We start from the raw sequence: 25,383 nt of genomic DNA on the forward strand, positions 1-25,383 counted from the left end.
CTGATGGAATCCCAATACACCGGTACCGACATGGCGGTTCAAAATCACCTCGAAATCCCTGAAACCACAAAACAGCAACTGCAACAGTTCATAGATTCGGCGGGAGCATTGTTTGCAAAGGAGGAAAGCAACTATATGAGAGACTTCAAAAACTGGTTCACCACCCATTTTGATGACCGATACCTCAACCTTGAGACACTCTTATCCCACAGTGGTTTTCTCTCCGGGCAATTTCTACAGCCAAACAATTCCCCTGTAAACGACATTACCCCGATCCTACCCGTCCATCAAACCCAACATTCCATAGACCTTGAGGAATTTTTTCCTTCCAAAGAACTCGATCAAGCAGAAATTCAACGATCTACAGCTTCTTTTTCGGCTAGACTCATTGGGAAACCCAGTCATAGAAAACATGGTATGCAACCGTCCTTTTGTTTATACCGGAAGATTTAACAGGCATCCAGCGATAGAGGCACACAGCCAAGAAACCAAAAACTGTATCTATGCCGATAATGACGTGATCTATGCGCATCTGTTGCTAAAAGAATCCGATTCAAAACAACACATCTGCAATGTCACCAACCTCTTCGCTTATGAAATCACTGCTTTCGTTCCAGCAACTCAAAACCAACTGGGATTCGATGAGCTGTACTTAGGAATGAGCGCCAACCAAATCCAGCTATTCCATAAACCCAGCGGGAAAAGAGTAATACCAGTTATCCTGCACCCCTTGAACGGAGAACAGATCACCCATCCTATCCTAAGGCTGTTATGGGAGGCCGCCCATCAGGAAAGGTTTAGATTTAAGCCCTATCAGGAAGAATCTTTCACCAACACTTCCTATTGTTCCCAGCTCAATTGTGGGAAAAATCTGTCTTCAGAGCCAAAGAATGGAGGCTTGCTGCCGATCATGTTTACGATCTAACTAAACTGCCTGAAAAACTGGATGAGGTGGGTATTCCCCAGCACATACTTGCCGGTCATGCAGACAGGGAGCTACTGCTCAACCGGTACAACCCGGACGACTTGCAGATACTATGGCAAGAACTTAAACGCTCCAAAACACTCTACATCAGTGATCCATCCTGGTTTCCTTCCGGCATATTTCGCTCAGAAGATGGTACGGCAGCTTACCCACAGTTTGTTTTCCAATACTCCCGGCCTCGCCCCACACTCCCTTTGTCAGGGGAGTTCAATCCTATAACTAGTGCCTATAATCACTGCCTCTGTTTCACTTTTACTCTAGTCGAATCCGACATCCCAGAGGTATTGGAGTACCTGTTCCAACATTTGGAAAAACCGGAAACCAGCTCCATTGTCACAACCTGGTTTTTTCTAATCTATGGCAAAAACGGGGCTGTTGAGATCCGCCTACGCCTATTGGAAATAGCTACCAAGGAAAAGTGTGTGCTATTACCCTACTTTTCTAACCTGTTTTCCTTAGAAGGATTGGATTGGAAAACAGCACATTATTTCCCTGAAACCTCCAAATACGGAATCAAAGACCTGGAAATTTCGCACTGCCTGTTCCATATGGAATCAAAATTCCTAGCCACAAAAACCAATCAAAACCTACACCTTCATGATGAGCCAGATGATAAAGAAAACCTTCTTATCAGACTTTGGACGCTCATATTATCCCAGTCTCCCAACTACCCCCAGTTGTTTGAAGAACTAAAAGCTGAAGTCAAAAATATGCCATTCAACCAAGTCTCTGCCTATAAATCAACTTTTGATTATGTATCAACAAATGATATAGAAATATTCCCTGCAGCAACCTACCTCAACATCATACGCTCCCATGACTATTTTTATACTTTGGGAAATTCAGGTAGTCATTTTCTGCTAAACCACCTTCATATGATGGTCAACCGGTTTTTTCCACAGAAAACACAATACCATGAACGTAGGATCAGATACAGGCTCTACAGGGAATTAGGAAAACAGGTATATACCAATGGAAAGATAAAGGCCCCTTCCCTACATCTGAATATGTCCAAGGTGCATAAGTGCCCCATCAATTAATTCGTTTGTTTTCAAAAATACGTCTCACCTCTTCCTTATAGGTTCTACTCATAGTTATCATATCCCCTGAGACTAGCTCACATTCCTCCGGATGAAGTCTGCTCACTTTTAGAATATTTACTGCATAAGATTGATGCACCCTAACCATATATCTGGACCGGAGTTTCTTCAGACTTTCCAAGAAGGAAGAAGGCATAGAAAATTCGCTTCCATCATCCAGCTTTACGATGGACTTTTTGTTCTGCTGTTCCAGGTATAAGATTTTTGAGGGATTAAACACCTGATTTCGATATCCAAGTTTATCGCTTATCACCCGAATTTCTCCCTCTATTTCCTTTCTGACCCAGTACAGGGTGTCCAATTTCTTCTTTGCCTTTTCCAGGGCCTCAGCCAGATCAACAGATTCAGGTGGTTTCTCCAAAAAATGAAGCGCTTCCACTTTATACCCCTGGATAGCATATCTTGAGTGACCTGAACAAATGATCACCGGGATCCCTGAATCTATCAGTTTTCTTGATATTTCCAGTCCGCCCAGCTCAGGCATTAAAATATCAGTTATAAGGATGTCCGCCATTCCATCGCGGGCATATTCCAAGCCCAAGAAGGGGTCGGAAGTAGCAAACCCAATCTCATAATCCGGTAGCATGGAGATTTCTTGGATCAGGATATCCAATATATGCTCCTCATCGTCTATCAGACCTATTTTGTATCGTTTTCGCATAATGTATTGTAAGCTGTAAGGAATAATTTGACTCGTCTGACTCTACCCTATAGTGAAATCCATCGCCGAATTCATATTCCAACACACGGAAAACAGCAGAGGCTCCAAAGCCTGAACGAAATTTTATCCCTCTATTCTGAACTTTGTTGGCAATGTTAACCCTGAATACCCACTCCATAGAAGGTTCTTCCTGAACAAGCAGAAACTTAATACTGCAGGGGTGGTCCACATTAGAATAATCCCCATGAAAAAATACATTTTCCACCAAGGTAAGGAGACATAACTTCAGGGCATGGGCAGCATTTTTGAAATTGGGGCTACCTCAATGACTGCAATTAATGAAAGCTTTGGAAACCGCATTTTCTGGATTTGGAGGTATTTGTCCACCGCCTTTATTTCCTCATTCAGGAAATTGGGCTCAGCAAATCCCTTAAAACTATACCTGAACAAAAAAATCAGGCTGATAAATTCCGTTCCCAGAGCAGGAGAAAGTTTTATTATTTTAGACAGGTAACTACTTAAGGAATTCAACACAAAATGGGAACTCAGCTGCATGGACCGATGCGTTACCTTCAATTGTTCGTGCTTGATTTCCACATCATATTTACTCTTCCCTAGATCAAGGTTATAGTAGTAAGCCCACACCACAGAGGTTAAGATCAAAAAATTGAAGAGCCTGTTGAATTCATTCACAAGAAAACTTTTGGACAAAGAAATTTCACCCAAAAACACCTGATGTACCCACAGTTTCACAGCTACCAAAACGGAAAATAAGATCAGAAAATATACCATCGCCCGAAGCCTTCTTGTTTGGTTGACAAATTCCGGGAGAACCAACTTGAAATACATGGCACAGGTCAGATACCCTGTAATAAAGTGGTACTGTGCCATTGCCAATCCGTCGATTTCACCGTATTCTATCAAGGTCAAAACCAGATCCACAAAGGCATAAAAGAGAAAAATTAGGAAAAGTAAGTAGAGAGGATATTTTGTCGGATGTGCAAACTTGTCAATTACACCCCAAAACCAGCCACTTTCGTCTGATCGGTCAGACCCATTCATAGTATTACTAGCTTCCATGACACCAAAAAATCACATGTTATGATCAACAAACAAACTATCGAGGAATGCCAGAGGGCACTCGGATCCATCAGGAAAATCAGTTATCAGAAAAAAAGCAACAGCACAACCGGTAAGGTAACAGGAAGCTTCTTCCGGGAGTGTCGTACCACGATTACACGTGTTTGAGCTTAAAATTGAGCTGTTCTGATGTAGAATGACTTCTACTGAAGTCCGCCAACTGCACCGGATATTTTTAAGGTAAATCAGTATCCCAAAAATTTTCCGGTTTCCAAAACCTGCCACTGTGCAGGTTTTTTTTCTGCATGGCCCAAACCATGGACCAGTAATGCTAGCCTATTCTGATACTTTTTAGTAAACAAATGGGCGGAACCCGTAAAGCATTAGTTGAAGTAACTATTTTCCAACCCCTTCCTGCCTATACAGCTTGATTAACAGGTCTTCAAAGTGATACACCCTATCATTCTATTAATTCTCCACTACTAATAAAGAATGACTGTTTCCAAAAAAGTAAATGTACTTTAGAACAAACTAAGTTAATCATTATAAATCAGCGTTCAAAAATTTTTAGGAAAATTCCACATCCGATTAATCAACAGTAAGCTTATAGTTAAGGTATCCCAAAAGGCAATGCCACTCCCTGTTCGGGATATCCCAAACTACATAAATTCAAAAATCCACCTAGCTATACCAACTACTTATTCAAGTTGCCTGCGAATTTCACCAAAAACCCTGCAATGTTCGCCATCTTCTTGCTTTAAGTTTCTCTTTCTCCCCACATTTACCCCAATACAAAAGAGCACATCTTTCGGTTATACCCCTTGGTTTACAGCCTATTGAAACCCAAAGGAGTTAAATCAGGATCATAAAATTCACAGGAGTTATCCTGGACTAATCCTACTCAAATGTACATGATATCAAAAATACCTTCAGCGCTATTGATCCTACTCTGGACTTACACCGGACTGGACAAACTTCTCCGCTGGGAAGCAAACAGAAATGCTTTTTCGCAACCAAACCTTTCCTGCGGAGCTGGCAGAAATATTATCCTATGCAATACCAATCACTGAGTTGCTGATTACCGGGCTCCTGCTCTTTACAGTTACTAGATGGTGGGGATACATAAGCAGTGCCCTCCTGCTCACTGTCTTTACCACCTATGTGGGACTGATCTGGGTGGGAGCTTTCCCAAGGCTGCCGTGTAATTGTGCGGGCATTTTGGAGAGCTTGGGATGGGCGGAGCATTTCTGGATGAATCTGGGGTGTATCGGTATTTCAGTTTATGGATTATGGACAGTTAATCAAAGAGATTCGATGCAAGTTAAGGATTAAGAAGTACTGGTTAATAGGTTAAAAGTTTCGTAGTCGCCACCGTGCTTCGCATTAACCCATACCGAAACTTCACTAATAGGAGGAAGAATGTTACCTGTAGAAGGTTAGCTGCTTGATAGTTTGACTGAGTGTAAGCCAACAAAAAAGCCCAAGACGATAGTCTCAGGCTTTCCTAGGGTTGTTAAGCTTTAATTATTAAGGCGGTAGCCAAATGCTACAACAATGCAAATATAAGTAAAGAAGGCATAATACCCACATGAAGCAAGAGTAATCATCATAATAAAGGGCGACGGAAGTGGAGCCGTCGCCCACAGCCCAAGATTCTAAAGTACGGGCTGCAAAAAATAGCAGAAATAACAAATTCAAAGACCATCAGTCTTAGGAAATCAAACCATAATTACCGCAGCGTCCATCTTCATGACTGGGAGCGAAGATGCCAGTCAACACTCGGCGGTGCAGGGATTCGAATCGACTCCCAAAACCGGGGAAACCCGGACGGTTCATCCGCTGACCCGGAGTTCTTGGACGGATTCCTCATGAAGGTTGAAGTCCCTGGAAGGGGCTCCGGATCAGTGGAACTGCGTAAAATCTATGTTCAACAGGGAGAAACCTCCCACTAACTGACCAGATTATGAAATCAATTAAAAATCTGCTCCCAGCACTAGGATTAGTATTCGGAGCAACCTTGGCCATGGCCATGAATGTACCGTCTATGGTAACAGAAAAAACTGCCACCAAAGTCTGGACCCCGGATTCTCATCCCGACTATGCGATGACCAACGGCTATCGTGAGATAACCAATGAGGAAATCCTTGTGGATTATGAATGCGATGAAAGTTCTCAGGAATGTGCAGTGGAGTTCGTCAATGACAATCCATTTGGCACCATAGAAAATCTGGAAGAAGGTACCTATGTCGCCTTATGATAAAAGGTTAATTCCCAGGGTAATTCTTCCCTGGGATTTTTTTCACCTTTCATTCTGCCTGATACCGGATAATACAATCTCATCATCAGGTATAGGATAGGTATACCTCAACGAATTAGGCTCCAAGATATAGGACTCTCCATTCAAAGATTTTTGCAAGGTTACTGCATAATCCGCTTCCTGATTTATTCTTCTCAGATCAGTCCAACGGAGCCCCCTTCCGATCAACTCCCTTCTTCTTTCCTCTAGAATTAACCGGACCAACTCCTTTCCCCTTTCTTCCAAAGCAGGGATTTCATCACCAGTGATCCTTCTGGACAAGAACTCCCCCAACACCTCCTTAGCCCCGGAATCATCCCCCGTTCTGGCCAATCCTTCCGCCAGGTTCAACTCCAATTCTCCCACACTGATACCTCCAAACATACCAGTGGTACCGGAAAGCCTTCCTGTATAGGAGAGTCTATTTGGACCCACTGAGTCAAAATAAACCGGAAGACGAAGGTCATTCTCCCAATAGGAAGCAGCCAGCAAAGTATCTACATATACTTCGGAAGACCTATTGAAAGAAACAGTCAACAAAGCGGAATAATACATGACCTCCTTACCCATCCGCTCAAAGGGAAAACGGGCAGTCTCGTCCGCTTCCCTAAAATCAAGCCGATCTGGATATAGCTCCAATGCTTCTCTTGCCGTAGCTGCAGCTGCCTGATAGTCAAATAGGGTCAAGTGCAGACGGGACAGCATTCCCAGTGCAGAAATTTTACTTGGTCTGGTTTTAGGAAGCTGAAAATCCGGTAAAAGGGTCACCGCTTCATTCAGGTCATCCAGAACTTTCCTGTAACATTCCTCCAGATTGGATCGGAATGCCTCTTCTCATTGACATCTGGGCTATCCTTCAGCACAATCCCCAGCAACTTATCATTTCCACCAGCCATCTGGTAAGGAGGGGCAAAGTACTGAAGCAACTGATAATAGGCATAAGCACGGTGAAACAAGGCCTCTCCCCTAAGTTCAGCGGATCCTACCCCTTCATTTTTATCCAAATCATCCAGTGCATCCAGTGCCACATTGGCATAAAACACCTGTTCGTAGGGAGAAATCCAGTCGCCTACATAGTCTCCCTGAAAAGGATCGTCCATCCAGAAATAAGAGCCTATCTGGTAAACGGATAAATCTGCCACGCCGGCATCAGCGAGATAATAGTTATCTGCTGCCAATACCCCCAGCACGGGCTGCTCATTAAAAACATTTGAATTATCCAGAAGACTCCGCACATCTGCCAAGGTATTCACCACTACCAGATTCTGATTGGGCTTTTCATCCAAGTATCCCTCACAGCCCCATAAAAGCAGGCTGAATCCGAACATTATTAATCTTATGTTTATTCTGTTCATCGTATTTAAGTCTAAGTTAAAAGGTGCCGTGGAGCCAGCTGGCTCCACAGCTAAGCCGGAATATTGTATTTTGGAGGTAATCACTCCTCCCCTTTATGAAGAAAGTCTCCGGCTACCTTTAGTTGTTGTTAAAAATCAAGTTGAATACCTACGGCTATGCTTTTTCTGGGTATCTGCCTTCCAAAATCCGGATCCCAGTCTGTATCGGTGGCTTTCCAGATCATCCCCAGGTTATTGGCATAAAGGAAGATTTCTGACCGGCTAAATCCGGAGAAGAAACCATTACCCTTCTTTGGAAGGCTATAGCCTAACCGGACATCCTGAAGCCGTATATGATCGCCTTTTTCGACCAGCACACTGCTGTTGCGATAGAAGGTATCCCTCAGGTTATCTATGGAAGCAGGCTGGGAAGGAATCTGGGTAAACAGTTCGTCTCCCGGATTCTGCCACCTCAGACCATAATCTGAATGCCCCCCCCTGCCCATCTGTATACTGCTGTACTGAACTGAAGTCCTTCTGAAATAATAACCAAAACGGTAGGTGATATTGGCAGAAAGGCTGATCCCTTTAAAACTGAAGGTATTCCGCAAGGATCCAAAAGTTGTGGGTCTGGCAGGACCGTGATAGACAATACTTTCCAGGCTCGCCTCATTGACCAGCGTACGGTAATCCTCGGTAGGCTCTCCATCAAGGAGGCCACGAGGAGCTCCAGTATCCGGGTTTAAACCAGCCCATGGCAGACTGTAGAAAGAAAACAGCGGCCTTCCTTCCACCGGATAGTTCACTCCCCCACCCCCTCCGGATGCTCCTCTGTCTAGAATACTTGCTACCGGGGATTCTACCTCATAATCAGTCACTCTTTCCTTTAGGCCGGACAGCAAAAAGGCAGTATTCCATTTCAATCCTCCTTTTAGGTTTCTGGTGTTCATCTGCAGATCATAGCCTATTGTCCGCATGGAGGCATTATTACCGGTGAAGGTCAGTATACCTGCCGCTCGGGGGATAAGGGGACTGTCCCATCAGGTCCAGCCCGTCTTTCAGGTAAAACTCCAAAGTCCCGGAGATCCTGCCGGTTTTACTTTCCATGTCCAGCCCTAGGTTGGTGATCTTGATGCGTTCCCATCGCAGGTTTCGGTTAGGGGGATTGACAATCTGCGCATAAGAGCAAATTGGTCAATGTATTTCTGGTCGCTATCCTTGCAGTGGTAAAGGCAGAAAGGCTTCGGTCCACATTGCCGTTATAACCAGTTCAGGACAACCTGAGTTTTAGATAGGGCAAGCCCTCCCAGTTGTAAAAGTCTTCCTCACTGAGTGTCCAGCCCAGGCCGGCCGACCAAAGTGGTACCACCCGTTGGTTTGCCTCAACTCCAAATCAGATTGGAAGCATCCTTCCTGGCGCTCAGGGTGAGCAGGTAGCGGTCTGAATAGGTAAGCGAGGCGTTCGCAAACAGGGAATAAAAGCGGTCTGCCCCAGCCCCTACACCATCCGCATGGGTAACCGGAGACGTGATCAATGGAAAATTATACTGGGGAAAAACAGCTAGGTAATCCACTTTCTGGGTACTGCCCGTTTCTGCATTGTACCCGTACAGTCTTTGACTGGATGTTTCAAAATCGAGCATTTTCAATTCTGCCCCAGCCAGAGAGTTAAATTCCCAATTATTATCCCAATCTCCCGCATATTCCACCATTGCCCTGGCTGAATGACTGTTGGAGAACCTGCTGGAATGCTGTAAGATCCCGCCGTCAGGGAATGTTCCGGATCAGGTTTCCGTTCCCATCGAATTCGCTGAACAAGTTGATCTCCTCCCTGGCGTAATAGCTGTCTTGGTCATACAGCCTTTCGCTGCGTGTGTTCATCTGCCAGTATTGATAGAGAATCCTGGCCTTCAACCCTTTGAGCAACGCATAATCCAGTCCCAGATTCAATCTCCAGTCATCCAGATAATCCTTGGTGGGACTAAGCCCTATTTCATCCAGGGGAACGTAATCCCAGTCCAGCAGGCCTGATGCTTCCGCTTCCCGCTTGAATGAATTGTCAAACCTGTTGGTCAAGGCAAGCGGATTGCCATTTTCATCGGCCAGACGGGCATAGGGATACATGGACTGGGCCGAGGTAAAGCTCAGAGTCACCTGGTCCAGCATTCTGATCCACTTCCCGGCTTTTTGCCCCATAAAACCCTACTTGTACGCCCAGCTTATCGTTAACCAAACGGAAATCATTTTTCACATTCAAGGTAAACCTGTTGTTTGAATTGCCTACCTCAGAGAGTCGCTGGTCGTCATAGCCCAAAGAAATGAGGTAGCTATGGGCAGAAGATCCGCCCGACAAACCCAAGCTATACTGCTGGTTCAGCTGTGGACGGTAGAGGTACTGCTGAATATCTTCCCGAAGGTCATAACTCCGGTAAGCGGCAATTCGGCGGTCAGCTTCCTCACCGCTGATCAGCCCTTTCCTCTCCTGGTAAAGTGTTTCCACCACCGGGGTGACCGCAGGACGTGTAGGATTGGAAAAGGTACTGTTGTAATACCCTTTCTCAAAAAGCTCCTCTTCTATCGCTATAAATTCATCAATACCCATGACCGGGGAAAGGAAGGGGTCGGGCTGCTGGATCCAGTTGGAATTGGCAGTCAGGCTCACCTTCATTTCCTGATTCCGCTTACCTGACTTGGTGGTGATTACAATCACCCCATTCCCTGCGCGTGCTCCCCAGATAGAAGCGGCAGCCGCATCCCGTAATACGGTAATGCTTTCCACATCATTGGGGTTGATGTCATCCAGGCTTCCATCATAGGGAAAATTATCAATGACAATCAAAGGCTGGGAAAACACCCCTAGTGTACTTCTTCCACGGATGGAAATGGGCGTCTCGCGTCTGATCCCCTGCCCTGTTGAAAATTAACCCTGAGGTCACATCTTCCAGCCTGTCCACCAAATTGGTACTGACCCGCCTGTCTATCAGTTCCTCATCCAGCGTTACAAATGAACCTGAGGCACGGTCTTTTGGGATTTCCTGATAGCCTGTGGATGCCACCTCCACTTCATCCAGTCCCATTTCCATGGGTTCCATCTCCAGTAGAAGTACCTTCCCCGACGGTACCCTCACCTTTGTGGTCAGGGTTTTATATCCCATAAAACTTACCCTGAGCTCGTACTCCCCAGCATCCAATTCCATCTGGAATTCCCCCTCCTCATCAGCCACCGAGGAGCCAATATCCGGCGTAATCAAAACCAATGCACCGGCCATGGGAATGCCACTGCCTTTTTCCATTACCGTTCCTTGTAAGAACTCCTGCGCCTGCAAGGTCTGAAAAACAAAGACCATCAGACCAACCAATAGATATCGAAGAGTTCTCATAAGGCCAGTAGTTTAGGTTCCGCGACTTTTCTTATCACCAAAACACTGATTTCTTCCTCACGTAAAATGAGGTCAAGTCCTTTTTCCCTGAGTGCCTGACCCAAACTTTCCACATCGGAAAAATTGGCTTGGAGATCCAGATCGATGGGATAGTCCAATCCCGTCTTGTTGATGACCGGATAGGGACTATTGCGAAGAAAGACCACATTCAGATGATGTACCAGCCCCTGTATGGAAAGGTTCCTCATTTCAAGGCCGCCATCCATGGTATAAGAACTCTGTTCAGTATCTGAAGGAGGATAGGCGTGACCTTCCTGCTGGATCAATGCATAGACCGTTTTCTTCTTTTTCTCTACCTTAGCCTCAATATGCGGGAAGAAGCGTCTTAAATCTTCCCTCATCATCTTATAAGGATCCGTATGGGCAGGGGCAATCAGCTCATACCCGAACACATGGTTCCCCTGTGCCATCCACGCCCTATAATCATTGCCCGACTTGGAGGTGGTGAGCTCTTCTTCACCGAATCCTACAGTCTCAAATCGGTTTCTACCATAATAGTCCACCATGCTTTTTCCGGAATAGGCCAGGCTATAATGGTCATAGAGTGGCCTATTGGTAATCCTGATATGGGACATTTCCTCAAAGTTCTGGTAAAGTCCCCCTCGTATTTCCGGGATATATCCTGTCATTGCAGATTGAAACCAAATGTTCTTATTGCTTACCTCGGGAGAACCGGAAACCAGCCGCTCCCCTTTGGGAAGCCTCACACGGGTATCTTCCTTGGTTCTAAAGGAGGATTCACCAGTACTCAGCAGTCGGTCCAAGTTCGCAGTGGTAATATCCTCGATCCCCGTGATGGCGACTACCCTTCCTTCAGGATCGAGTACCACCACATGGGGGATCACCGAATGCGGAAAGTAGGATAGCATCTTCCCAGCATCTACCACCAAAGGTAGTTCCACTGCATCCAGACGTTCAATCCCAGAGATGACCCCTAAAATCCTATCTTGGGGAAAGACCGAAATAGGCAGAACCGCAATTCTCTCCCCGTACTTTTTCTGGATGGCATCCAGATGAGGCAAGGAAGCGATACTAGCCGTACAGGTAGGAGCCCAAAACTCCAGAATAACATACTTACCCAAATTATCATCCAGGCGGAGCTTATCCGACTCAAACTGCAAGACCTCGGAGAATTCTATCCCAGTGGGAATCTGATCTCCAATATTCAAAGTATCCAGAGGAGCAGAAGGACTCTCGCCCTCCTGCCCTGGTAAGCCGGAGTGATCAACCAAATCAGACTCCGGAGGTGTATAAGCAACCTGTGCTGTGAGTGTGCTTATGGGTAGACATAGCAGTCCCAGTAAGCAGATGAGTAGTGTTTTTTTCATTGCTTTAGATGTTTGTATTGCTGGGTGTCCGATGTCGGGTGACCGGTGTTGGAAGTAGGAAGTCTGAAAGCTTAATTCAGAAATCTGAAAGCCGATGTGCGGTGAGAGTACCGTCATTGCGAGGACGAAGGACGAAGCAATCTCATCTTCAGATTCAAAATTCTTCACTAATGACTTCCAAATACTGAAGTGAGCACTCTCCTACTTGATACTTTGTACTCAAATCAAGACACACCTCTTCCACCCTACCGATTTCCAGTAGTCCAGCAATAATGAATAAGAAATAAATGAAGTAATGGAGCTAATGAAATGCTGCAGCAGATGATCTCCATCATCGTGTAACGTCGCTCCCTGATCTGTATGAGTAGTCCCGACGAACATACTAAGCCCAATCGGAAGCAATCAGAGAGAAAAAGTGCCTTAACCTTAGATCGGATTCTTGGGCTTCAGGGGATACAGGCGATCTCCCGCGGCGATGCCGAGTTCCTCTGGTAATAGATAATGTGTAATAGGTACAGAACACAATGACCCGCTTACCAATAGAGCATACACTCCCAGCCTGTGGATCCTACAGGCTACTGTCTGCAACAGAAATGGAAGTAAATCAATCATGCTCGTTTTCATTAGAAATGAAAAATGGTAAAACGAGTCTTATAGAAAAGGAGAGCAAACTCTTCTGAAACAAAGGGCGAGCAATACTCCAAATTCTAATGCCACAAGGCTCTGGTAAGCCATCTGCCAAAGACAGTCCGCGCATTTCAAAAAGGAGTGCCCGCCCTATTTCTTTGCAAAATAGGAAACGGGACCACTCTTTGAACCCTCGCGCGGAAAATTTACCAGATTTAGTGGCGAGACTCACTGAGCAGTCCTTCAAAAGAAGATCTGCATATAAATTAGTAAATAATATTGTCGATTTTTAACTAATTGATATAAAGTCAAATATATAACTATATTATCATTTTGCAAATTTATGATTCTATTTTGAAAATATTTCTTCTGAAAATAAAGCTATAGCCCCAGATTCGTTCATAATGAAGTCTAGGGACACTAAAAAATCAATACAGCATCTAAAGCTAATCCAAGAGTTTGAAGAAATCGGAGCACTTTTTAACCAAGGCTCCATTAATAGCTTATCGCGGTTACAAGAACATAAGCCAACGAACTTATGTAAAGCCCTTCAAATGGGCTATAATACATATACCGATAAATTAAGAAATCCAGAACGCTTTTCTATAGAGGACATTATCAAGCTGTCTAAAGTAATTGGAACGGACTATAGGAAGATTCTTGAAGTCATTCAGAAAGAGATCAAAGAAAAATTCAAAGTTTAGAATTAAGTAAATCTAGATTTCCCTGCTAGATATGGCTAAATCAGAAAGTCGAAATGGTCCCATGCAAAGATAAGTGATTACTGGTGAGACAAAGGGGCTAAGGGAGTGCTAGCCTTCGCCCTTAGCCTGACGTTTCTAACAATACTTCAAAAAGAATTGTCTCAACTCTTCTCCCTTTTCATCATAGTTTGAAATTATAGGCTTAGATTTATCATCAAATAATAGCGGCATTTTTAGTCTAAATTCCTCTAATTTTTGGGTAGAAAATACACTTCTGAATTCTTTGTCCCACTGAAAAAGCATCATTTCAGTGATTGCGTTAATCGTTAGATCAAATTCATGCTCAAGGTGTTCAAACTCTAAGTCCTTGATCAACATACCATTTAATTTCAGTTCTTTATGGTAATCGCTCAAGGAGTTATGAAGTTTTCGAAAATTCCATCGAAAAACCAGAGTAGTAAAAATCATCTTTTGAGCAACTTTCTGATGAGTCAAATCAAATTTTTTACTTCTTGAAATTGATAGCTGCAATACCTTTGGATACTCCTCAGTTCCTGCCAATAGAACCGAACTAAAGAATTGAAACATCATTTGATCCATTTTTATTAAGGCTCTTAAACCATTTTCTGCAGCAATCCTTCTTCGTTCCACTTTGAACTTTTCATCATGTTGAACTAAATAATCTTGAGCTAGTACATAACCTTTCCATAAAAAAAACAGGCCACCAAGTGATGCTACAAATGTCAATAACCCTAAAAAAGTATCCATATATTCATCTATTGTAAGCCACTTTTCCATTTTCTTTTAATTTTAAACCATGCGTTACACCTTTAACACCCACCTTATTTAGCGGTCAAAGAGCAATGATATTCGAAAATATTCATGATTTAATCTCCATCCTTTTTCTTAAGGTAGAATTAAAAATTTTTCTATGATTTCTCAGTTGATTAGCAATTGCAGGTTCACCCATGATCCTTGATGCTCTTTTAACATATGAGAAATAATTACCTTTCATTGGTTTATGTATTATTTTGGATTTATAAACGTATTCGCCAAATCTATTTTTTGTAAGAGATATTCTTCTTGTCCTGACTCGATATCGCTCCAGATCGGAATTAGAATAAATGCGATAAAGTTGTCTAAAAAATACTGCTGGTTTATTACCAATTTGATCTGGATCCGATTTGGCGGAAACTTTTGTTTTCCTTTTTATTGAGACCTTCATTCTTCTATAAAATTTCGAAAGGTTCTTTGCCGCTATTAAAGTCCTATCTCCATAAAAATCAAATCCCAAATAATTCAGTGGATAATCATCTGAAAAACCATCTTCTTTAGTTTTAAGCGACCCTTTCAACAAACCATTATCCTTTCTAGAAAAATGAAACAATTCTGTTTTATCCTCGCTTATTTTAATGTAATATTTTGAAATTAAACTCATTACAAGCTCTTCAACCCTTGATTCATATTGACAGTCCGTTACTATTATTATGTCATCTGAATACCTGCGATAAAATCCTCCTAATCCCTTAACTACCTCTTGGATCACATTTTGGTCAAATTCTAACAAATAAAGATTAGCTAGAACTGAGGAAATAGGAAGACCTTGTGGTATCCCAATCCTATTTTTCCTATCCTTGGACCGAAAGGGATTTTTAAAAATTTTCACTTCCCCTTCTTTCACAGCATTTCTGAATTCTTCATGTGATCCAAAATAGCTTTCAATCCCATGCTTTCGAATTTGGCTTAACTTTCTTTCATCAAACCCACTTCTGCTGCCAAATCTTTTTTTGATCTTTCGAAGGTCATCCTTTAAAATATAGGAAAAGTTTGTTGCCGCTCGGAAAACTTTGTAATGGTCTAATGGTAATGATTCCCTTCCTATAATTTTTGCCCATGCAATTTTTAGGTATTGATGGTCAATAGAGCTAAAGAATTTCTCTAGGTCAAATTTTAAAACCGCACAGGATCCTTTTAAAAGAGCCTGCTTCTTAATTTCCGAAAATACTTCATGCGCAAAATGAATCGTACTTTTTCCTCTATCTGGATCCTCGGCATTATAGATTTTTCGATATGCAGTAATAGCTTCAGAAAGGTGTGTATCATCTTGCAAAACATTTTCATACTGAATCTGAAGTTTCTGGGCATAATAGCCAAAAATCAAACTGTCTATGTGGGTTGCAAAATGTAGCGGTCTTTTCTTTGCAGTTGGGCCTTTAACAGAATCTACATGCGACCTTCGCCCATCTGGCATACATTTCTTATACCGTCTTTCTGTGATAACAGCATGCAATAGTGGGAAAAAACCATGTTTACTCACAAAGTTAGGATTTGTGATTTTTGATAAATATTCCTTCTGCTTCCCAATAACATCCAATTTGGGAGTGAGGTGGTAATATCCACGTTTTTTAAGCCATAGGGAATTGTCTATCATATTTTGGTATAAAAATCCCTGCGGGGGACGGCGTACCAGAACTCCAATAATCATACTCTCCATAAGGAGTGGGATCAGCGCCCAAATTCTTGAGCCACGCTGCATTTCAATTATATTATTAAGAAAACTAAGAAACTCATGAAACCATTAAAGGTCTATAAGCCAATAAGCTATCTATTTGTATGGACATTAGCTCTGTACCTTGATCTAGCAAGTACACTATGGCACATTATCTGCTCTACTCCCTCCATGGGATTTAGAAAGAAAATCTGTATATTCAGGAACTATTTATTAAGCAATTACCAACCGATGCCACTTTTGGCAAAGTCACCTCTTTTTAAAAGAGACGTACGATCCCAGCCAAACGACTATTATCTGCTTTTCCCCGCAAGGACAGGAATTTATAATTTTTAACCCAATAAGCCTAATTTTCTCATAACATGACCACACTTTCAATTGGAGATACTGTTGCCTTCAAGTCTCATCCTTACAACTCATCTTCTAACGAAAAACTAATCACCTCTGAATTAGTTGGAGAACATCTTATGACTCCTCCTCTTATGGTAGTTATTGAGACCTTGTATCACCTCAAAGGAAGTTATGATGACAAGTCTGGGAATGAGATTTTGCCTAAGAAAAGCCATAGTGTAAAATGCCTATGGTATAATTCTAGTCTTCATCAATTTGAAGAAACTTGGCTGCAACAAAATGAGCTTAAAAAGGTGATCTGCGATTACAATGAAATCAACATCACGTCAGAAGAATTTAAAGATTGGAAAGATCTAAAATACCAACTTGTATCTCTCAGAACCATAAAGCAAGAACTGGAAAAAGAAAAGAGGTCGGCAAGAAAAGAAGGTTCAACCAAAAAAGACCAAATAACACACTATCTCGAATTTGTTAGTCCTGTTATGGAATTGCTCGAAATCAAGAAGTATGAAATAAAGGAGGCACAATTTGACCCAAAAACGGTGAACGAAAAAAGGGATTCCCTAAGTTTATAGCAAAGTGTAAATGGTACAATCCAAAAGGAAGTAAATATTCTGAGAGGTTTCTCCCTTTAGAGGCACTTAATATTATCCCTGAGATTAAATCCGACACACTTGATTCTATTTCCAAAATAATAGAAGAGGAGAATTACATTTATGACGTGAAAATTGTTAATGAAATTGAAAGGAAATATTTATTCAAGCCTACATTACTTCATAAATCAGGATACTATTATCTTTCTGGCTATAATATTTTAACTAATAAAGAAGGTTCAATTCAATTAGATAACAAAGAATATGCAAATGCAGCAAATATTTTTGGAGAGACTTGGCCAATGTTTACTATTGAGAGAAAAATGATTTCAATAGTAGCTTTTATAGAGGCAAATATTGAAGTTGAGAACTATTGGCTAATAAAATATGAAAACTATCACGGCGAAGTTACTTCTAGAACAATTACGCCGAAAACAATTAATGAAGACCAGATAGCAAATGGAGAAGAAACATCTATTGTTAAATATTTAACAGCTCACTGTCATCTTAGAACTGCTGAAAGACATTTTAGATTTGAAAGAATCAGGTCAATACAAGTGATTCAAATTCCTGAAATCCCCACCTCCATTGCTTAAAAGTTATCGCAATAAGAAAATTTAGATCTTGGCCATTCATTCTGGGTCCAGATTAGTCCAATCATTTAATAGTGATTCCCAAGCATCTATGTGCTTTGATTATTCACATTCTTTTTCCCAGCGCTTATAATAGTTTTGTAATCCAGTTTTCTGACCACCTCGAAAATAATGTCCAGCATTCAGTGTTTCTATTAATTTCTCAATATCTTTTGCATGTCGTGTATCCCAATTCAATTCTCGAACAAGATATGCTCCTACTAAATCGGAATTTAATTCAGGCTCATATTTATGCAATGACTTTATGAATGTTTTAGCTCTAACATTATCCATTGGGTGATTAATTCCTGTTGACATATTAATACTGTTGGTTAATTCCTGCATTGCTAATTTCACGATAGAACTCGGTTCAGGGAATTGTTCCCTTGTATTCCCTTTTCCAGAAATTTCTTTAGCATTCCAAGTTTTAATCCATTTTTCGGTGAGTTTTTTTAGCCAAGGAATTGCTATAATATATTTAACCGAATGATAATTATCTATTTGTAAAATATCATCTGAGTCAATTCCGCAACATATTACAATATCAGAACCCGATCCATATTGTGATTTCTGATATGTTAATTTTGTTTCAAACTTGAATATCGCAGGACAATCCTTAAATTTCATTCCATTGAAAAGTTTTTTAACAACATCGCTTCCATATAGTCTGTCAAACCAATCTGTGTTTTGTTTTGTATAAATATATAGAACTATTTTCTTTACGTCTGTGTCGTTTTTAGCTAATTCACAGGCAAATTGCATTGCTAATTTATATGCATCATCGTCATTGGCTTCTGTGTCAATATAAAATCTTGTCTCCATTGGATAAGTTTTATTTTTTGAATTTCAGTTATTAGGCTTTGTCTTGTGATATAAAATCTACCAAGTCAATATTTGCATACGATGAACTTAAAGAGGGTCTTGAATAAGGAGAATATCTCGAATACCTTGAATATCTACTATACTTTGAATATTTTGAGTATTCCGAATATACAGAATATGAACATTTCTCTCTAATTGAACCCACTCTATATCCATTTAAGTCATATAATATTCCGTCCAAGTACCAGCCAATGTGTTTTCCTCTCCATCCATAAATTTTGTTTTCATACGCATAGGCAACAGCATGTCCATCCCATGTATAAAATGAATTATCATGGTCTGTTGACAAATAAATCTTTGGATGTCCAGTCTTATCATAAAATGTTATTTCCATAATTTCATGTTTTTAATTATAGTAGGTGTTTTTTTTCGCATTGCGCACAATCGCGTCTGACAAGGGAATTTCACCCTCACCTTCCCACAGAACTCCCGAATAGCGGCACAGGCTGCGCGTAAGACTCTCATCCGCCGCGGCGGACTATTCATGTTTAAAAATCTCTTTGTCCTAAAAGCACTTAAGGTTGAATCAATTTCCAATGGTCAAATTTGCTCAGTGAGATGAATCACTCTAGGCACCTCATCTGTTTCTTGCAGCAGAGGTTTCATATTTGGTGCTACTAATGAAGCAAAAATCTATCTGTTAGCACCAGTATTTCTTTTACTTCGCATTTGAAGCTGAAATTTTTCGTCCTGCGTCAATTAGAATTATATTTGGGTCGTTGTCCAGTTTTAATTCCTTTAACGCTTTTGTCACCTTTCTAAACTCACTGTTGTCAAAATAGAGTATTACTTTAATTGATTTTTTCGTATTGTTTGCCTGCTCATAAATTTCAACTTGTTTTGCTAAGTTCTGTTTGAGTTTAGAGTTAGAAGCAAGTTTGAACTCAATTAATGTTTTGTCTTTAGAACCTTTTGATATTGCGTAATCTACTGGTCCACGTCCATTGTTTGGCTCTCTGTTAATATCAAAGTCAGAAGCAAACCAAGTAAGTCTATATATTATTTGTAAATCTTCTTCTCTTTTGATTGGTTTATTATCAATATAAAATAGTCTATATCCATCATTAGCTTCAATAACTTGCTTTAAATAACTTATCCGCTTAAAAGCTTCATCAAAAGAAGAATTTGGATTGATTTTATAAAAATCTGTCTGATCAATTAGGGCCTCAACAAATTTAGTTATTTGAAGAATGAACAATGTTTCAACTTCTTTAACTTTTTGTCTAGATACATTTTTAGCTCCTTCCTTATTTTCCTCCTTCTGTTTTATATACCACTTAATAATTTCTGGAAAATCCCTAATTGTTTGTTGAATTGCTATGGTAATTTCTTTTTGGGTATTGCGCTTGTTTTTTGGTGGCTTTGGCAGAGTTTTTTGAAAGTAATTTAAAATTTCATTTCTTAATTGGTCATTAGGAATGCTATTGCAAATTCGTCTAAAGTCACCTCGTAAATCATTGCTATTAATCCAGTTGTCATCTTTTGTGAGAATATCTCTTGGTGTTAGTAGAACATAATCATTAAAAATAAATGGAAGTGTAAATTCCTTTGGCATCCACCGTTCTACATCATAATCAAAAAATGCTTTGTCAACTTTTACAACATTTAGTTGCTTTGGGTCAATGTATGATTTTGCAAAGGTTTCGGTATATGATAGCAGAAAGTCTTTTGTTAAGTTCGTTGTGAAGTCACTAATATTATCTTTTCCAACGCCAATCTCAAATAGTCCCGCTTTTTCTAGGTGTGAACTTTGCGTAATTCTTTCCTTTCCCAGGTCGTCAAACACAATATGCATTGACGAGGACATTGCTTTTCCAAACTTTTCACCTAAACCGCTTCCTCCATTTCCAACTTTGCTGTAACCGAACCAATTTTGTTTAACCTCTGGGAACAAATACCAAGATTTAATTTGAGAAATGTCAGTTATTCCTGCCTCTGATTTAGATTTAAGAAATGTCAAATATGCCAAAATACTTTTGTGCAATTCTTGATATTCAGGTTTCTTACTGCCAAATAATAAAAAAGGATCGATAAAAACAGGTAGGTCGTTTATGAGTGACAAATTAAATGCACCATAGTCATCTAACGTTTCTGTCGGAACATTAAAGAAGTCTGTAAAGTATATTTTCATTTTCTCTGCTTATGTTGGTTGTATGTCGCTCTAATATTTGGTGCTAACTGTGGCGATATGATTAGTTGCCGATTTCGAAGCATTTTCTTGTCAAGTTACAGCTAATTTTGATACGCGTTGAAATGCTCGAATACGCACAGACCCAGCAATTAACTATACCGCAGATTGTGCATAGTTTTATTTCTAATTTGCTGTTCATATTCTCTTTCTTTCAATTCATTAGTCCTATGCGTAATATGTTCTATTTTGGATTCAATCAGTTTTTGTTCATGTTGAAGTTTTAACATTTTTTGCTCATCAAATGCACTTGGATCACTATTGTTTAAGATCATAAATTGTTCCCTTAACGAACTCTCTAAGTGATTTCTCTTTTCAGCGAGAAATTTGAGTTCTTCATCAAGAATCAATCTTTCCTTCATTAGATTCTCTCTAAATTCACGGAATCTCATTAATTCTTGTTCTTTTCTCATTTTAGATAGTCGCTGTCTTTCATCTAATCTCCTTAATTCTCTAATTTCTTCAATTGCCTTTTCGTTTATATCTTCATTTAAATAATCTCTAGCAAACTCTAGAAATCTATCTGACTGATACATATGAAAAGATTGTTCTGTGTCTATTTGGAACTCTTTTATTAATTCAGGTCTTGGACTGACTGTTTTACCTTTAAATCTAACCCACCAATCTTCTTTTCGATCATCAGTAACAAGAATAACCCCTTGTTTTAATTCTTTTGATTTTTGCAGAGTTTGTTTCCAAACTATAAAATCCCCATATTTCCTAATATTTTTATCAGCATCGTCCTTTTTATTCAAGTCCTTATACCCCGGTGGAATTTTGCTATTAAACCTTGCTTCTCCTTCTTTATATAAAACTCCTAATTCTTCAATAGAATATTCATTTCCAACTTTACGATCAAACAATGATTCAATTTTGTCAAGGATATCATCTTCAGTAATTCTTTTATTATGAAAGTCTTTACTCTTATTAAGTTGGTCGCAAATTTCCTTACTTAGTAATGAGAAATTTTCCAGAAGGTTTTCGGGAATGAATGGATGTTGCCTTGAATTTTTAAATTCACTTTCCATTGAGTTTAGAGAAGTAATTGTTTCTTCATATGCCTTTTCTTGTTGACTTATTACAGTTAGCCTGTTATCAAAAAATTCTTGTGCAGATTGGTGAGGAATCCAAATCCTATCTTTTAGTTTGTCAAGTATCTTGAAAAACTCATCTCGTGTTTCATCAGAATATCGATATAAATTAAGTAAAATATTGGCATCAAATGTAAATAAAGCCTTTGCCCAAAGCTTGTTTACATCCTTTTCTGAAAGCTTAAAGTATCCTGGAAATTTTGTTTTCATATCTTTTTAAATTTTACCCAACATTTGTAGTTAAAGCATTCCCAATAACTTATAGTGTCTATATCTCCATTGTCCACAGGACCCTCGGGTTATGCTGAGAGCAATCAATAAATCACCTCACTCATTTCTTAAAGAAAGAGCGCGTATATTTATTGCTTTCTTTTTGCTATCAGCATCAAAAGGTGTAGATAGTTTCCGGATTTATGCCCGGATGGGTGATAAAAGTTGGCTGTTCTATCTACCTCCTCCCGTCCTCCTCCTTAAAGAGGAGGTGATCGATCCTGCTCCAGATGGAAATTAAGGATAATAAGTAGGTTGGTTGTTCCCGAATCACTTCGCTTCTCGGGATCTTCGATTTCAATACTTAAAGACTACCTGCAAGAAAAGGGATTTTAAATGCAAAAAAAATACCCTGTACAGGGTATTTTTTGGGGAAATGAGAGGATTTTGAGGTGAATTCGAGGTTTTAGACTGAATAGCCGGGGTTCCTGCGATGGGCTCTTTGGTTCTCTCCCACTTGCTTTAGTTAGTTATATAAAATTCAACACTAAAAATAGGGGGCTATTCTGTCCTATATTTTTGAGAATATTCCTAGTTATCTCTGCTTAGCTTTTTTGACAAAATACACTATCACGATTCCATTTAATGGGTATGTCAACATCCCTATTTTTGAAATGCCAGGGGATTAAGGGCAGATTTCAGGTCTACATTTGTCCACTTTTTTTCACATAAGAATTGCCTAAAATGTCTCTGCAAATGACCTGCTCTAATTTTCACTTTCTGGAAGCAATAATTAGATTCCACATCTAAATCTGCTTTAATCACTCAAAAAAGGACGTTTTCGAGTGTCCTCTGACCTAAAAAATACCCGTCCTAAACTTGCTCATCAGATTGATTCAACTTTCAGGCAAATCATCAGAGCATGGGAAAGCAAACTGCTATAGAAATTTTATACTACCTCGGAAAAGGAGCTGAAACGCCTTTCATATTTTACATGGTTCATAGTTTGCTCAAAAGGCTTCATCCCTTTTTTGAAACCTCCATGAACAACTATTCGAAGATTCCGGAAATCAAATCCAATGAAAGAGTTGAGATGGAGAAAATCAAATCGAATGAAAGGATTGAGAAGAAAAAAATAAAATCTCATGAAAGAATAGCGATAAGGAAAACTAAAGCAGCTCAAAAAAAAGAAAAAGGAACGAGATTATAGTCAAGACAACCCCAAAATCTCATACAGCTTATGCATACCAGAATGTCCTCTATCCGGATTCTCAGGATCAAACTCACTGAATTTTTTGGAATGACCTATAGCAGTAGGCAGCTTCTCTTTTAACTTTAAATATATATCATCCCCATCTCTGGTGTAATATTTCTGTGTTTTGGCATAATCTGTCAAATGTTTTCTCAGGCGACGCTCCGCTCTTGCACAATCATCGAAAGGAGCCTGAGTGAACTCAAAGTGAAGCAAGAGCCAAAACTCAATGCATGGTTGATTGATAATAACAGTAACATTCGAAATTGAAATCAACTTATCCTTATACTTCAAAAATTCATCGAGGACTTTAAGCTGACCTTTTTTTGCTTCCCGGGTTTCTTTCAAAATCATATCCATATCTACAATCCATACCACTGCGTCATAGTCATCGGAAAGACTAAGAACCTTATCGAATTGATCATGCAAAGACTTTCTTTGAGGGATTTCAGGTTTGATCTGAAACTTGGCATTGGGCTCATTTCTATTGAGCATAGTCAGATACCAGGCTTCAGTTTCTCCATCTACCACTACAGCGACCTTAGGTTTTCCCTTGGGAGGAATTTTCCTTCTATTTCTCATCAGGCAGATCGATATAGAAGTCCCCGGTATTTGGCACCCCTCCTAGCTTCCCTATTTTATATGCATTATATACACTGCTGGTATTCCTGATCACAGAAGAGTCAAAATCAGCCAGTGAATAGAGCTCAGTAGCGCTACCTCCATTTTTATCAGTAAACCAGATTGCGTCATTTCTATAAATATCCCTGTTGTCCAAAATCTCCCGGTTGTGGGTAGTGGCTATTAACTGGGAATTCTTGGTATTCATCAGGAATGAAAGAATAAAATGATTGTACAGATCAGGATGCAAAGAAGTTTCCAGTTCGTCAATCGGCAAAATAACTGACCCCTTGATCATCAAAGCTAAGAGTCCTGCAAATCCAAAATACCGCTGAGTCCCCTGAGATTCGGATAAAAATGGTAATGAATACTTGCATCCATCTACTGTATGTTCAAATTCCAATTTTGAAAAATATAATTTACCTCTTCTACTCCATTCTTTGAAATCATCAGGATTTTTATAAACTCTATTTTGCAATAGCTCCATAAATTTCGGACGTTCAAGCTGATCTATTTTAATATCTGAAATATTAAAATCAGCCTTTCGTAAGATTCTTGAGATATCATTCTTATCTAATTCATCAGAATCAATTTTGTCTAGAATATAATAATCTAACTGCCTATTTGTTGATACCATTCGATTGAGATGGTTCTCAAACCAGTCAGCCACATTCCTCAATTCATCAACCTGAATATTTGTCTTCAGATATCCACCGAGCACCGTATTATTCCACAGGGTATTTGATTCCAGTGTCTTTTTATAGACTTTATCCACCGAAATCTTACTTCCAAATTTGATTTCAGAAAACTGGTTTTCAACATCTGTAGTCCGCCTAAAAATATTGGCCTTGTTCGGATTATAAAAATTCAGCTCTTCGCTTAAAACTGCGTTTTTATCGAATTCTACTGTATAGGCATACTTTATCTCATCTTGGATAAATTCAATGGAAAGTATTGAAGGATTGTTAGGGGTTTCCTTATCAAATAGAAAAGGAGAAAATTTAAGCTGCCCTGTTTTCTTTTCCTCCGGTTCCAAGACCAGATCTCTTAGAAAATCAAGCGCCCGCAGGATGGTAGTCTTCCCTGAGGCATTGGCGCCATAAATAAGGCCAAGCTTCAAAACCCTGATGCCACTTTGGGTAGTAATCACATACTGATCTTCCAAATGTGTGGAACTATCCGCTTCAAATGAGAGGATTTGCTTTTCTTTAACAGGTCCAAAATTTTGGACACTAAAGTTGAGTATCATCTAGGTGTTATTAAGACTAGCATTATTAATTTACCCGTAAAAGAGTATACAAAAATACAACGAAAAATACTGATTATAGTTATTTTTCATCCAAATATGTAAATGGTTTACAAATTTTGGATGAAAAATCTTAAATATTATAAGCTTTGAGGCCACTTCCAAAGTGCATTCTACACCTCAGCTTAAATAACCACCTAGGTACTAAGGGCATTTAATGCCCTTAAACAATTTAACTTCAATAGGTTAAACT

The 25,383-nt window shown here is 40.0% G+C and carries 28 protein-coding genes; 10 read left to right on the forward strand and 18 right to left on the reverse strand.

The window, feature by feature from the left end:
* Positions 1 to 3: 3 nt before the first annotated feature.
* Genes AC0L6R_RS03615 through AC0L6R_RS03625 form a run of 3 tightly spaced genes read left to right on the forward strand, consistent with a single transcriptional unit; the run spans position 4 to position 2,025 of the window.
* On the forward strand, positions 4 to 453 hold the full coding sequence (locus AC0L6R_RS03615; RefSeq protein WP_473269962.1) for a hypothetical protein: 450 nt from the start codon (positions 4 to 6) through the stop codon (positions 451 to 453).
* The gene (locus tag AC0L6R_RS03620; RefSeq protein WP_473269963.1) at positions 413 to 925 is read left to right on the forward strand and encodes a lantibiotic dehydratase; all 513 of its coding nucleotides are present in this window, start codon (positions 413 to 415) and stop codon (positions 923 to 925) included. The genes AC0L6R_RS03615 and AC0L6R_RS03620 overlap by 41 nt, the downstream gene beginning before the upstream one ends.
* Positions 844 to 2,025 carry a lantibiotic dehydratase C-terminal domain-containing protein gene (locus tag AC0L6R_RS03625; protein ID WP_473269964.1) on the forward strand — a complete coding sequence of 394 codons (1,182 nt, stop codon included), beginning with the start codon at positions 844 to 846 and terminating at the stop codon, positions 2,023 to 2,025. Before AC0L6R_RS03620 ends, AC0L6R_RS03625 begins: the two co-directional genes overlap by 82 nt.
* Here the strand turns inward: AC0L6R_RS03625 and AC0L6R_RS03630 are convergent.
* Positions 2,018 to 2,746 (reverse strand): LytR/AlgR family response regulator transcription factor, encoded by a 729-nt coding sequence (locus AC0L6R_RS03630; RefSeq protein WP_473269965.1) that lies wholly within the window; start codon positions 2,744 to 2,746, stop codon positions 2,018 to 2,020. The two genes, AC0L6R_RS03625 and AC0L6R_RS03630, sit on opposite strands and share 8 nt — an antisense overlap.
* Positions 2,747 to 3,031: 285 nt before the next feature.
* Positions 3,032 to 3,808: a sensor histidine kinase gene (locus AC0L6R_RS03635; RefSeq protein WP_473269966.1), complete on the reverse strand. Its 777-nt coding sequence runs from the start codon at positions 3,806 to 3,808 to the stop codon at positions 3,032 to 3,034.
* Positions 3,809 to 4,825: 1,017 nt separating this feature from the next.
* Here AC0L6R_RS03635 and AC0L6R_RS03640 point away from each other — a divergent pair.
* Positions 4,826 to 5,158: a MauE/DoxX family redox-associated membrane protein gene (locus AC0L6R_RS03640; RefSeq protein ID WP_473269967.1), complete on the forward strand. Its 333-nt coding sequence runs from the start codon at positions 4,826 to 4,828 to the stop codon at positions 5,156 to 5,158.
* Between the two features lie 631 nt (positions 5,159 to 5,789).
* The gene (locus AC0L6R_RS03645; protein WP_473269968.1) at positions 5,790 to 6,083 is read left to right on the forward strand and encodes a DUF6520 family protein; all 294 of its coding nucleotides are present in this window, start codon (positions 5,790 to 5,792) and stop codon (positions 6,081 to 6,083) included.
* 42 nt (positions 6,084 to 6,125) lie between these two features.
* Here the strand turns inward: AC0L6R_RS03645 and AC0L6R_RS03650 are convergent, their stop codons facing one another.
* From AC0L6R_RS03650 to AC0L6R_RS03685, 8 genes are all read right to left on the reverse strand, one after another.
* Positions 6,126 to 6,827, reverse strand: coding sequence for a RagB/SusD family nutrient uptake outer membrane protein (locus tag AC0L6R_RS03650; protein WP_473270034.1), 702 nt, complete (start codon positions 6,825 to 6,827; stop codon positions 6,126 to 6,128).
* A gap of 71 nt (positions 6,828 to 6,898) precedes the next feature.
* Complete coding sequence (locus AC0L6R_RS03655; protein ID WP_473269969.1) at positions 6,899 to 7,450, reverse strand: RagB/SusD family nutrient uptake outer membrane protein; 552 nt, start codon at positions 7,448 to 7,450, stop codon at positions 6,899 to 6,901.
* Between the two features lie 155 nt (positions 7,451 to 7,605).
* A complete protein-coding gene (locus AC0L6R_RS03660) occupies positions 7,606 to 8,433 on the reverse strand; it encodes a hypothetical protein (RefSeq protein WP_473269970.1) in 828 nt (275 codons plus the stop codon).
* A gap of 405 nt (positions 8,434 to 8,838) precedes the next feature.
* Positions 8,839 to 9,165: a hypothetical protein gene (locus AC0L6R_RS03665; protein ID WP_473269971.1), complete on the reverse strand. Its 327-nt coding sequence runs from the start codon at positions 9,163 to 9,165 to the stop codon at positions 8,839 to 8,841.
* 58 nt (positions 9,166 to 9,223) lie between these two features.
* On the reverse strand, positions 9,224 to 9,580 hold the full coding sequence (locus AC0L6R_RS03670) for a hypothetical protein (protein WP_473269972.1): 357 nt from the start codon (positions 9,578 to 9,580) through the stop codon (positions 9,224 to 9,226).
* A complete protein-coding gene (locus tag AC0L6R_RS03675) occupies positions 9,552 to 10,310 on the reverse strand; it encodes a TonB-dependent receptor plug domain-containing protein (protein ID WP_473269973.1) in 759 nt (252 codons plus the stop codon). The genes AC0L6R_RS03670 and AC0L6R_RS03675 overlap by 29 nt, the downstream gene beginning before the upstream one ends.
* Positions 10,282 to 10,836, reverse strand: coding sequence for a carboxypeptidase-like regulatory domain-containing protein (locus AC0L6R_RS03680; RefSeq protein WP_473269974.1), 555 nt, complete (start codon positions 10,834 to 10,836; stop codon positions 10,282 to 10,284). The genes AC0L6R_RS03675 and AC0L6R_RS03680 overlap by 29 nt, the downstream gene beginning before the upstream one ends.
* On the reverse strand, positions 10,833 to 12,224 hold the full coding sequence (locus tag AC0L6R_RS03685) for a hypothetical protein (RefSeq protein WP_473269975.1): 1,392 nt from the start codon (positions 12,222 to 12,224) through the stop codon (positions 10,833 to 10,835). Before AC0L6R_RS03685 ends, AC0L6R_RS03680 begins: the two co-directional genes overlap by 4 nt.
* 1,031 nt (positions 12,225 to 13,255) lie before the next feature.
* Between AC0L6R_RS03685 and AC0L6R_RS03690 the strand changes: the two genes are divergently transcribed.
* Positions 13,256 to 13,555 carry a hypothetical protein gene (locus tag AC0L6R_RS03690; RefSeq protein WP_473269976.1) on the forward strand — a complete coding sequence of 100 codons (300 nt, stop codon included), beginning with the start codon at positions 13,256 to 13,258 and terminating at the stop codon, positions 13,553 to 13,555.
* Between the two features lie 135 nt (positions 13,556 to 13,690).
* Here AC0L6R_RS03690 and AC0L6R_RS03695 read toward each other — a convergent pair whose 3' ends face one another.
* Together AC0L6R_RS03695 and AC0L6R_RS03700 are read right to left on the reverse strand one after the other, a co-directional pair.
* The gene (locus AC0L6R_RS03695; RefSeq protein ID WP_473269977.1) at positions 13,691 to 14,353 is read right to left on the reverse strand and encodes a hypothetical protein; all 663 of its coding nucleotides are present in this window, start codon (positions 14,351 to 14,353) and stop codon (positions 13,691 to 13,693) included.
* A gap of 82 nt (positions 14,354 to 14,435) precedes the next feature.
* Entirely contained in the window at positions 14,436 to 15,986 is a 1,551-nt protein-coding gene (locus AC0L6R_RS03700) for a reverse transcriptase/maturase family protein (protein ID WP_473269978.1), read from the reverse strand.
* Positions 15,987 to 16,426: 440 nt separating this feature from the next.
* Here AC0L6R_RS03700 and AC0L6R_RS03705 point away from each other — a divergent pair, with 440 nt between their 5' ends.
* Both AC0L6R_RS03705 and AC0L6R_RS03710 read left to right on the forward strand, forming a co-directional pair.
* Positions 16,427 to 16,990, forward strand: a complete 564-nt coding sequence (locus AC0L6R_RS03705; protein ID WP_473269979.1) for a hypothetical protein — start codon at positions 16,427 to 16,429, stop codon at positions 16,988 to 16,990.
* Positions 16,991 to 17,136: 146 nt separating this feature from the next.
* Entirely contained in the window at positions 17,137 to 17,604 is a 468-nt protein-coding gene (locus AC0L6R_RS03710; protein ID WP_473269980.1) for a WYL domain-containing protein, read from the forward strand.
* Between the two features lie 99 nt (positions 17,605 to 17,703).
* Here the strand turns inward: AC0L6R_RS03710 and AC0L6R_RS03715 are convergent, their stop codons facing one another.
* The 4 genes from AC0L6R_RS03715 to AC0L6R_RS03730 form a co-directional block, all read right to left on the reverse strand.
* On the reverse strand, positions 17,704 to 18,462 hold the full coding sequence (locus AC0L6R_RS03715) for a hypothetical protein (protein ID WP_473269981.1): 759 nt from the start codon (positions 18,460 to 18,462) through the stop codon (positions 17,704 to 17,706).
* Positions 18,463 to 18,493: 31 nt separating this feature from the next.
* Positions 18,494 to 18,856, reverse strand: a complete 363-nt coding sequence (locus tag AC0L6R_RS03720; protein ID WP_473269982.1) for a 4-fold beta flower protein — start codon at positions 18,854 to 18,856, stop codon at positions 18,494 to 18,496.
* A gap of 324 nt (positions 18,857 to 19,180) precedes the next feature.
* Entirely contained in the window at positions 19,181 to 20,653 is a 1,473-nt protein-coding gene (locus AC0L6R_RS03725) for a hypothetical protein (RefSeq protein WP_473269983.1), read from the reverse strand.
* A 149-nt stretch (positions 20,654 to 20,802) separates the two neighbouring features.
* Complete coding sequence (locus AC0L6R_RS03730) at positions 20,803 to 22,011, reverse strand: PIN-like domain-containing protein (protein WP_473269984.1); 1,209 nt, start codon at positions 22,009 to 22,011, stop codon at positions 20,803 to 20,805.
* A 91-nt stretch (positions 22,012 to 22,102) separates the two neighbouring features.
* Between AC0L6R_RS03730 and AC0L6R_RS03735 the strand changes: the two genes are divergently transcribed.
* Together AC0L6R_RS03735 and AC0L6R_RS03740 are read left to right on the forward strand one after the other, a co-directional pair.
* Positions 22,103 to 22,312: a hypothetical protein gene (locus AC0L6R_RS03735; RefSeq protein ID WP_473269985.1), complete on the forward strand. Its 210-nt coding sequence runs from the start codon at positions 22,103 to 22,105 to the stop codon at positions 22,310 to 22,312.
* Between the two features lie 621 nt (positions 22,313 to 22,933).
* Positions 22,934 to 23,221, forward strand: a complete 288-nt coding sequence (locus AC0L6R_RS03740) for a hypothetical protein (RefSeq protein ID WP_473269986.1) — start codon at positions 22,934 to 22,936, stop codon at positions 23,219 to 23,221.
* Here AC0L6R_RS03740 and AC0L6R_RS03745 read toward each other — a convergent pair whose 3' ends face one another.
* Positions 23,222 to 23,845, reverse strand: a complete 624-nt coding sequence (locus AC0L6R_RS03745; protein ID WP_473269987.1) for an RloB family protein — start codon at positions 23,843 to 23,845, stop codon at positions 23,222 to 23,224. It abuts the gene before it with no gap.
* Positions 23,835 to 25,133: an AAA family ATPase gene (locus AC0L6R_RS03750; protein ID WP_473269988.1), complete on the reverse strand. Its 1,299-nt coding sequence runs from the start codon at positions 25,131 to 25,133 to the stop codon at positions 23,835 to 23,837. The genes AC0L6R_RS03745 and AC0L6R_RS03750 overlap by 11 nt, the downstream gene beginning before the upstream one ends.
* Between the last annotated feature and the right edge of the window lie 250 nt (positions 25,134 to 25,383).

The sequence above is a fragment of the Algoriphagus sp. 10J20-15 genome (genome assembly GCF_055809615.1).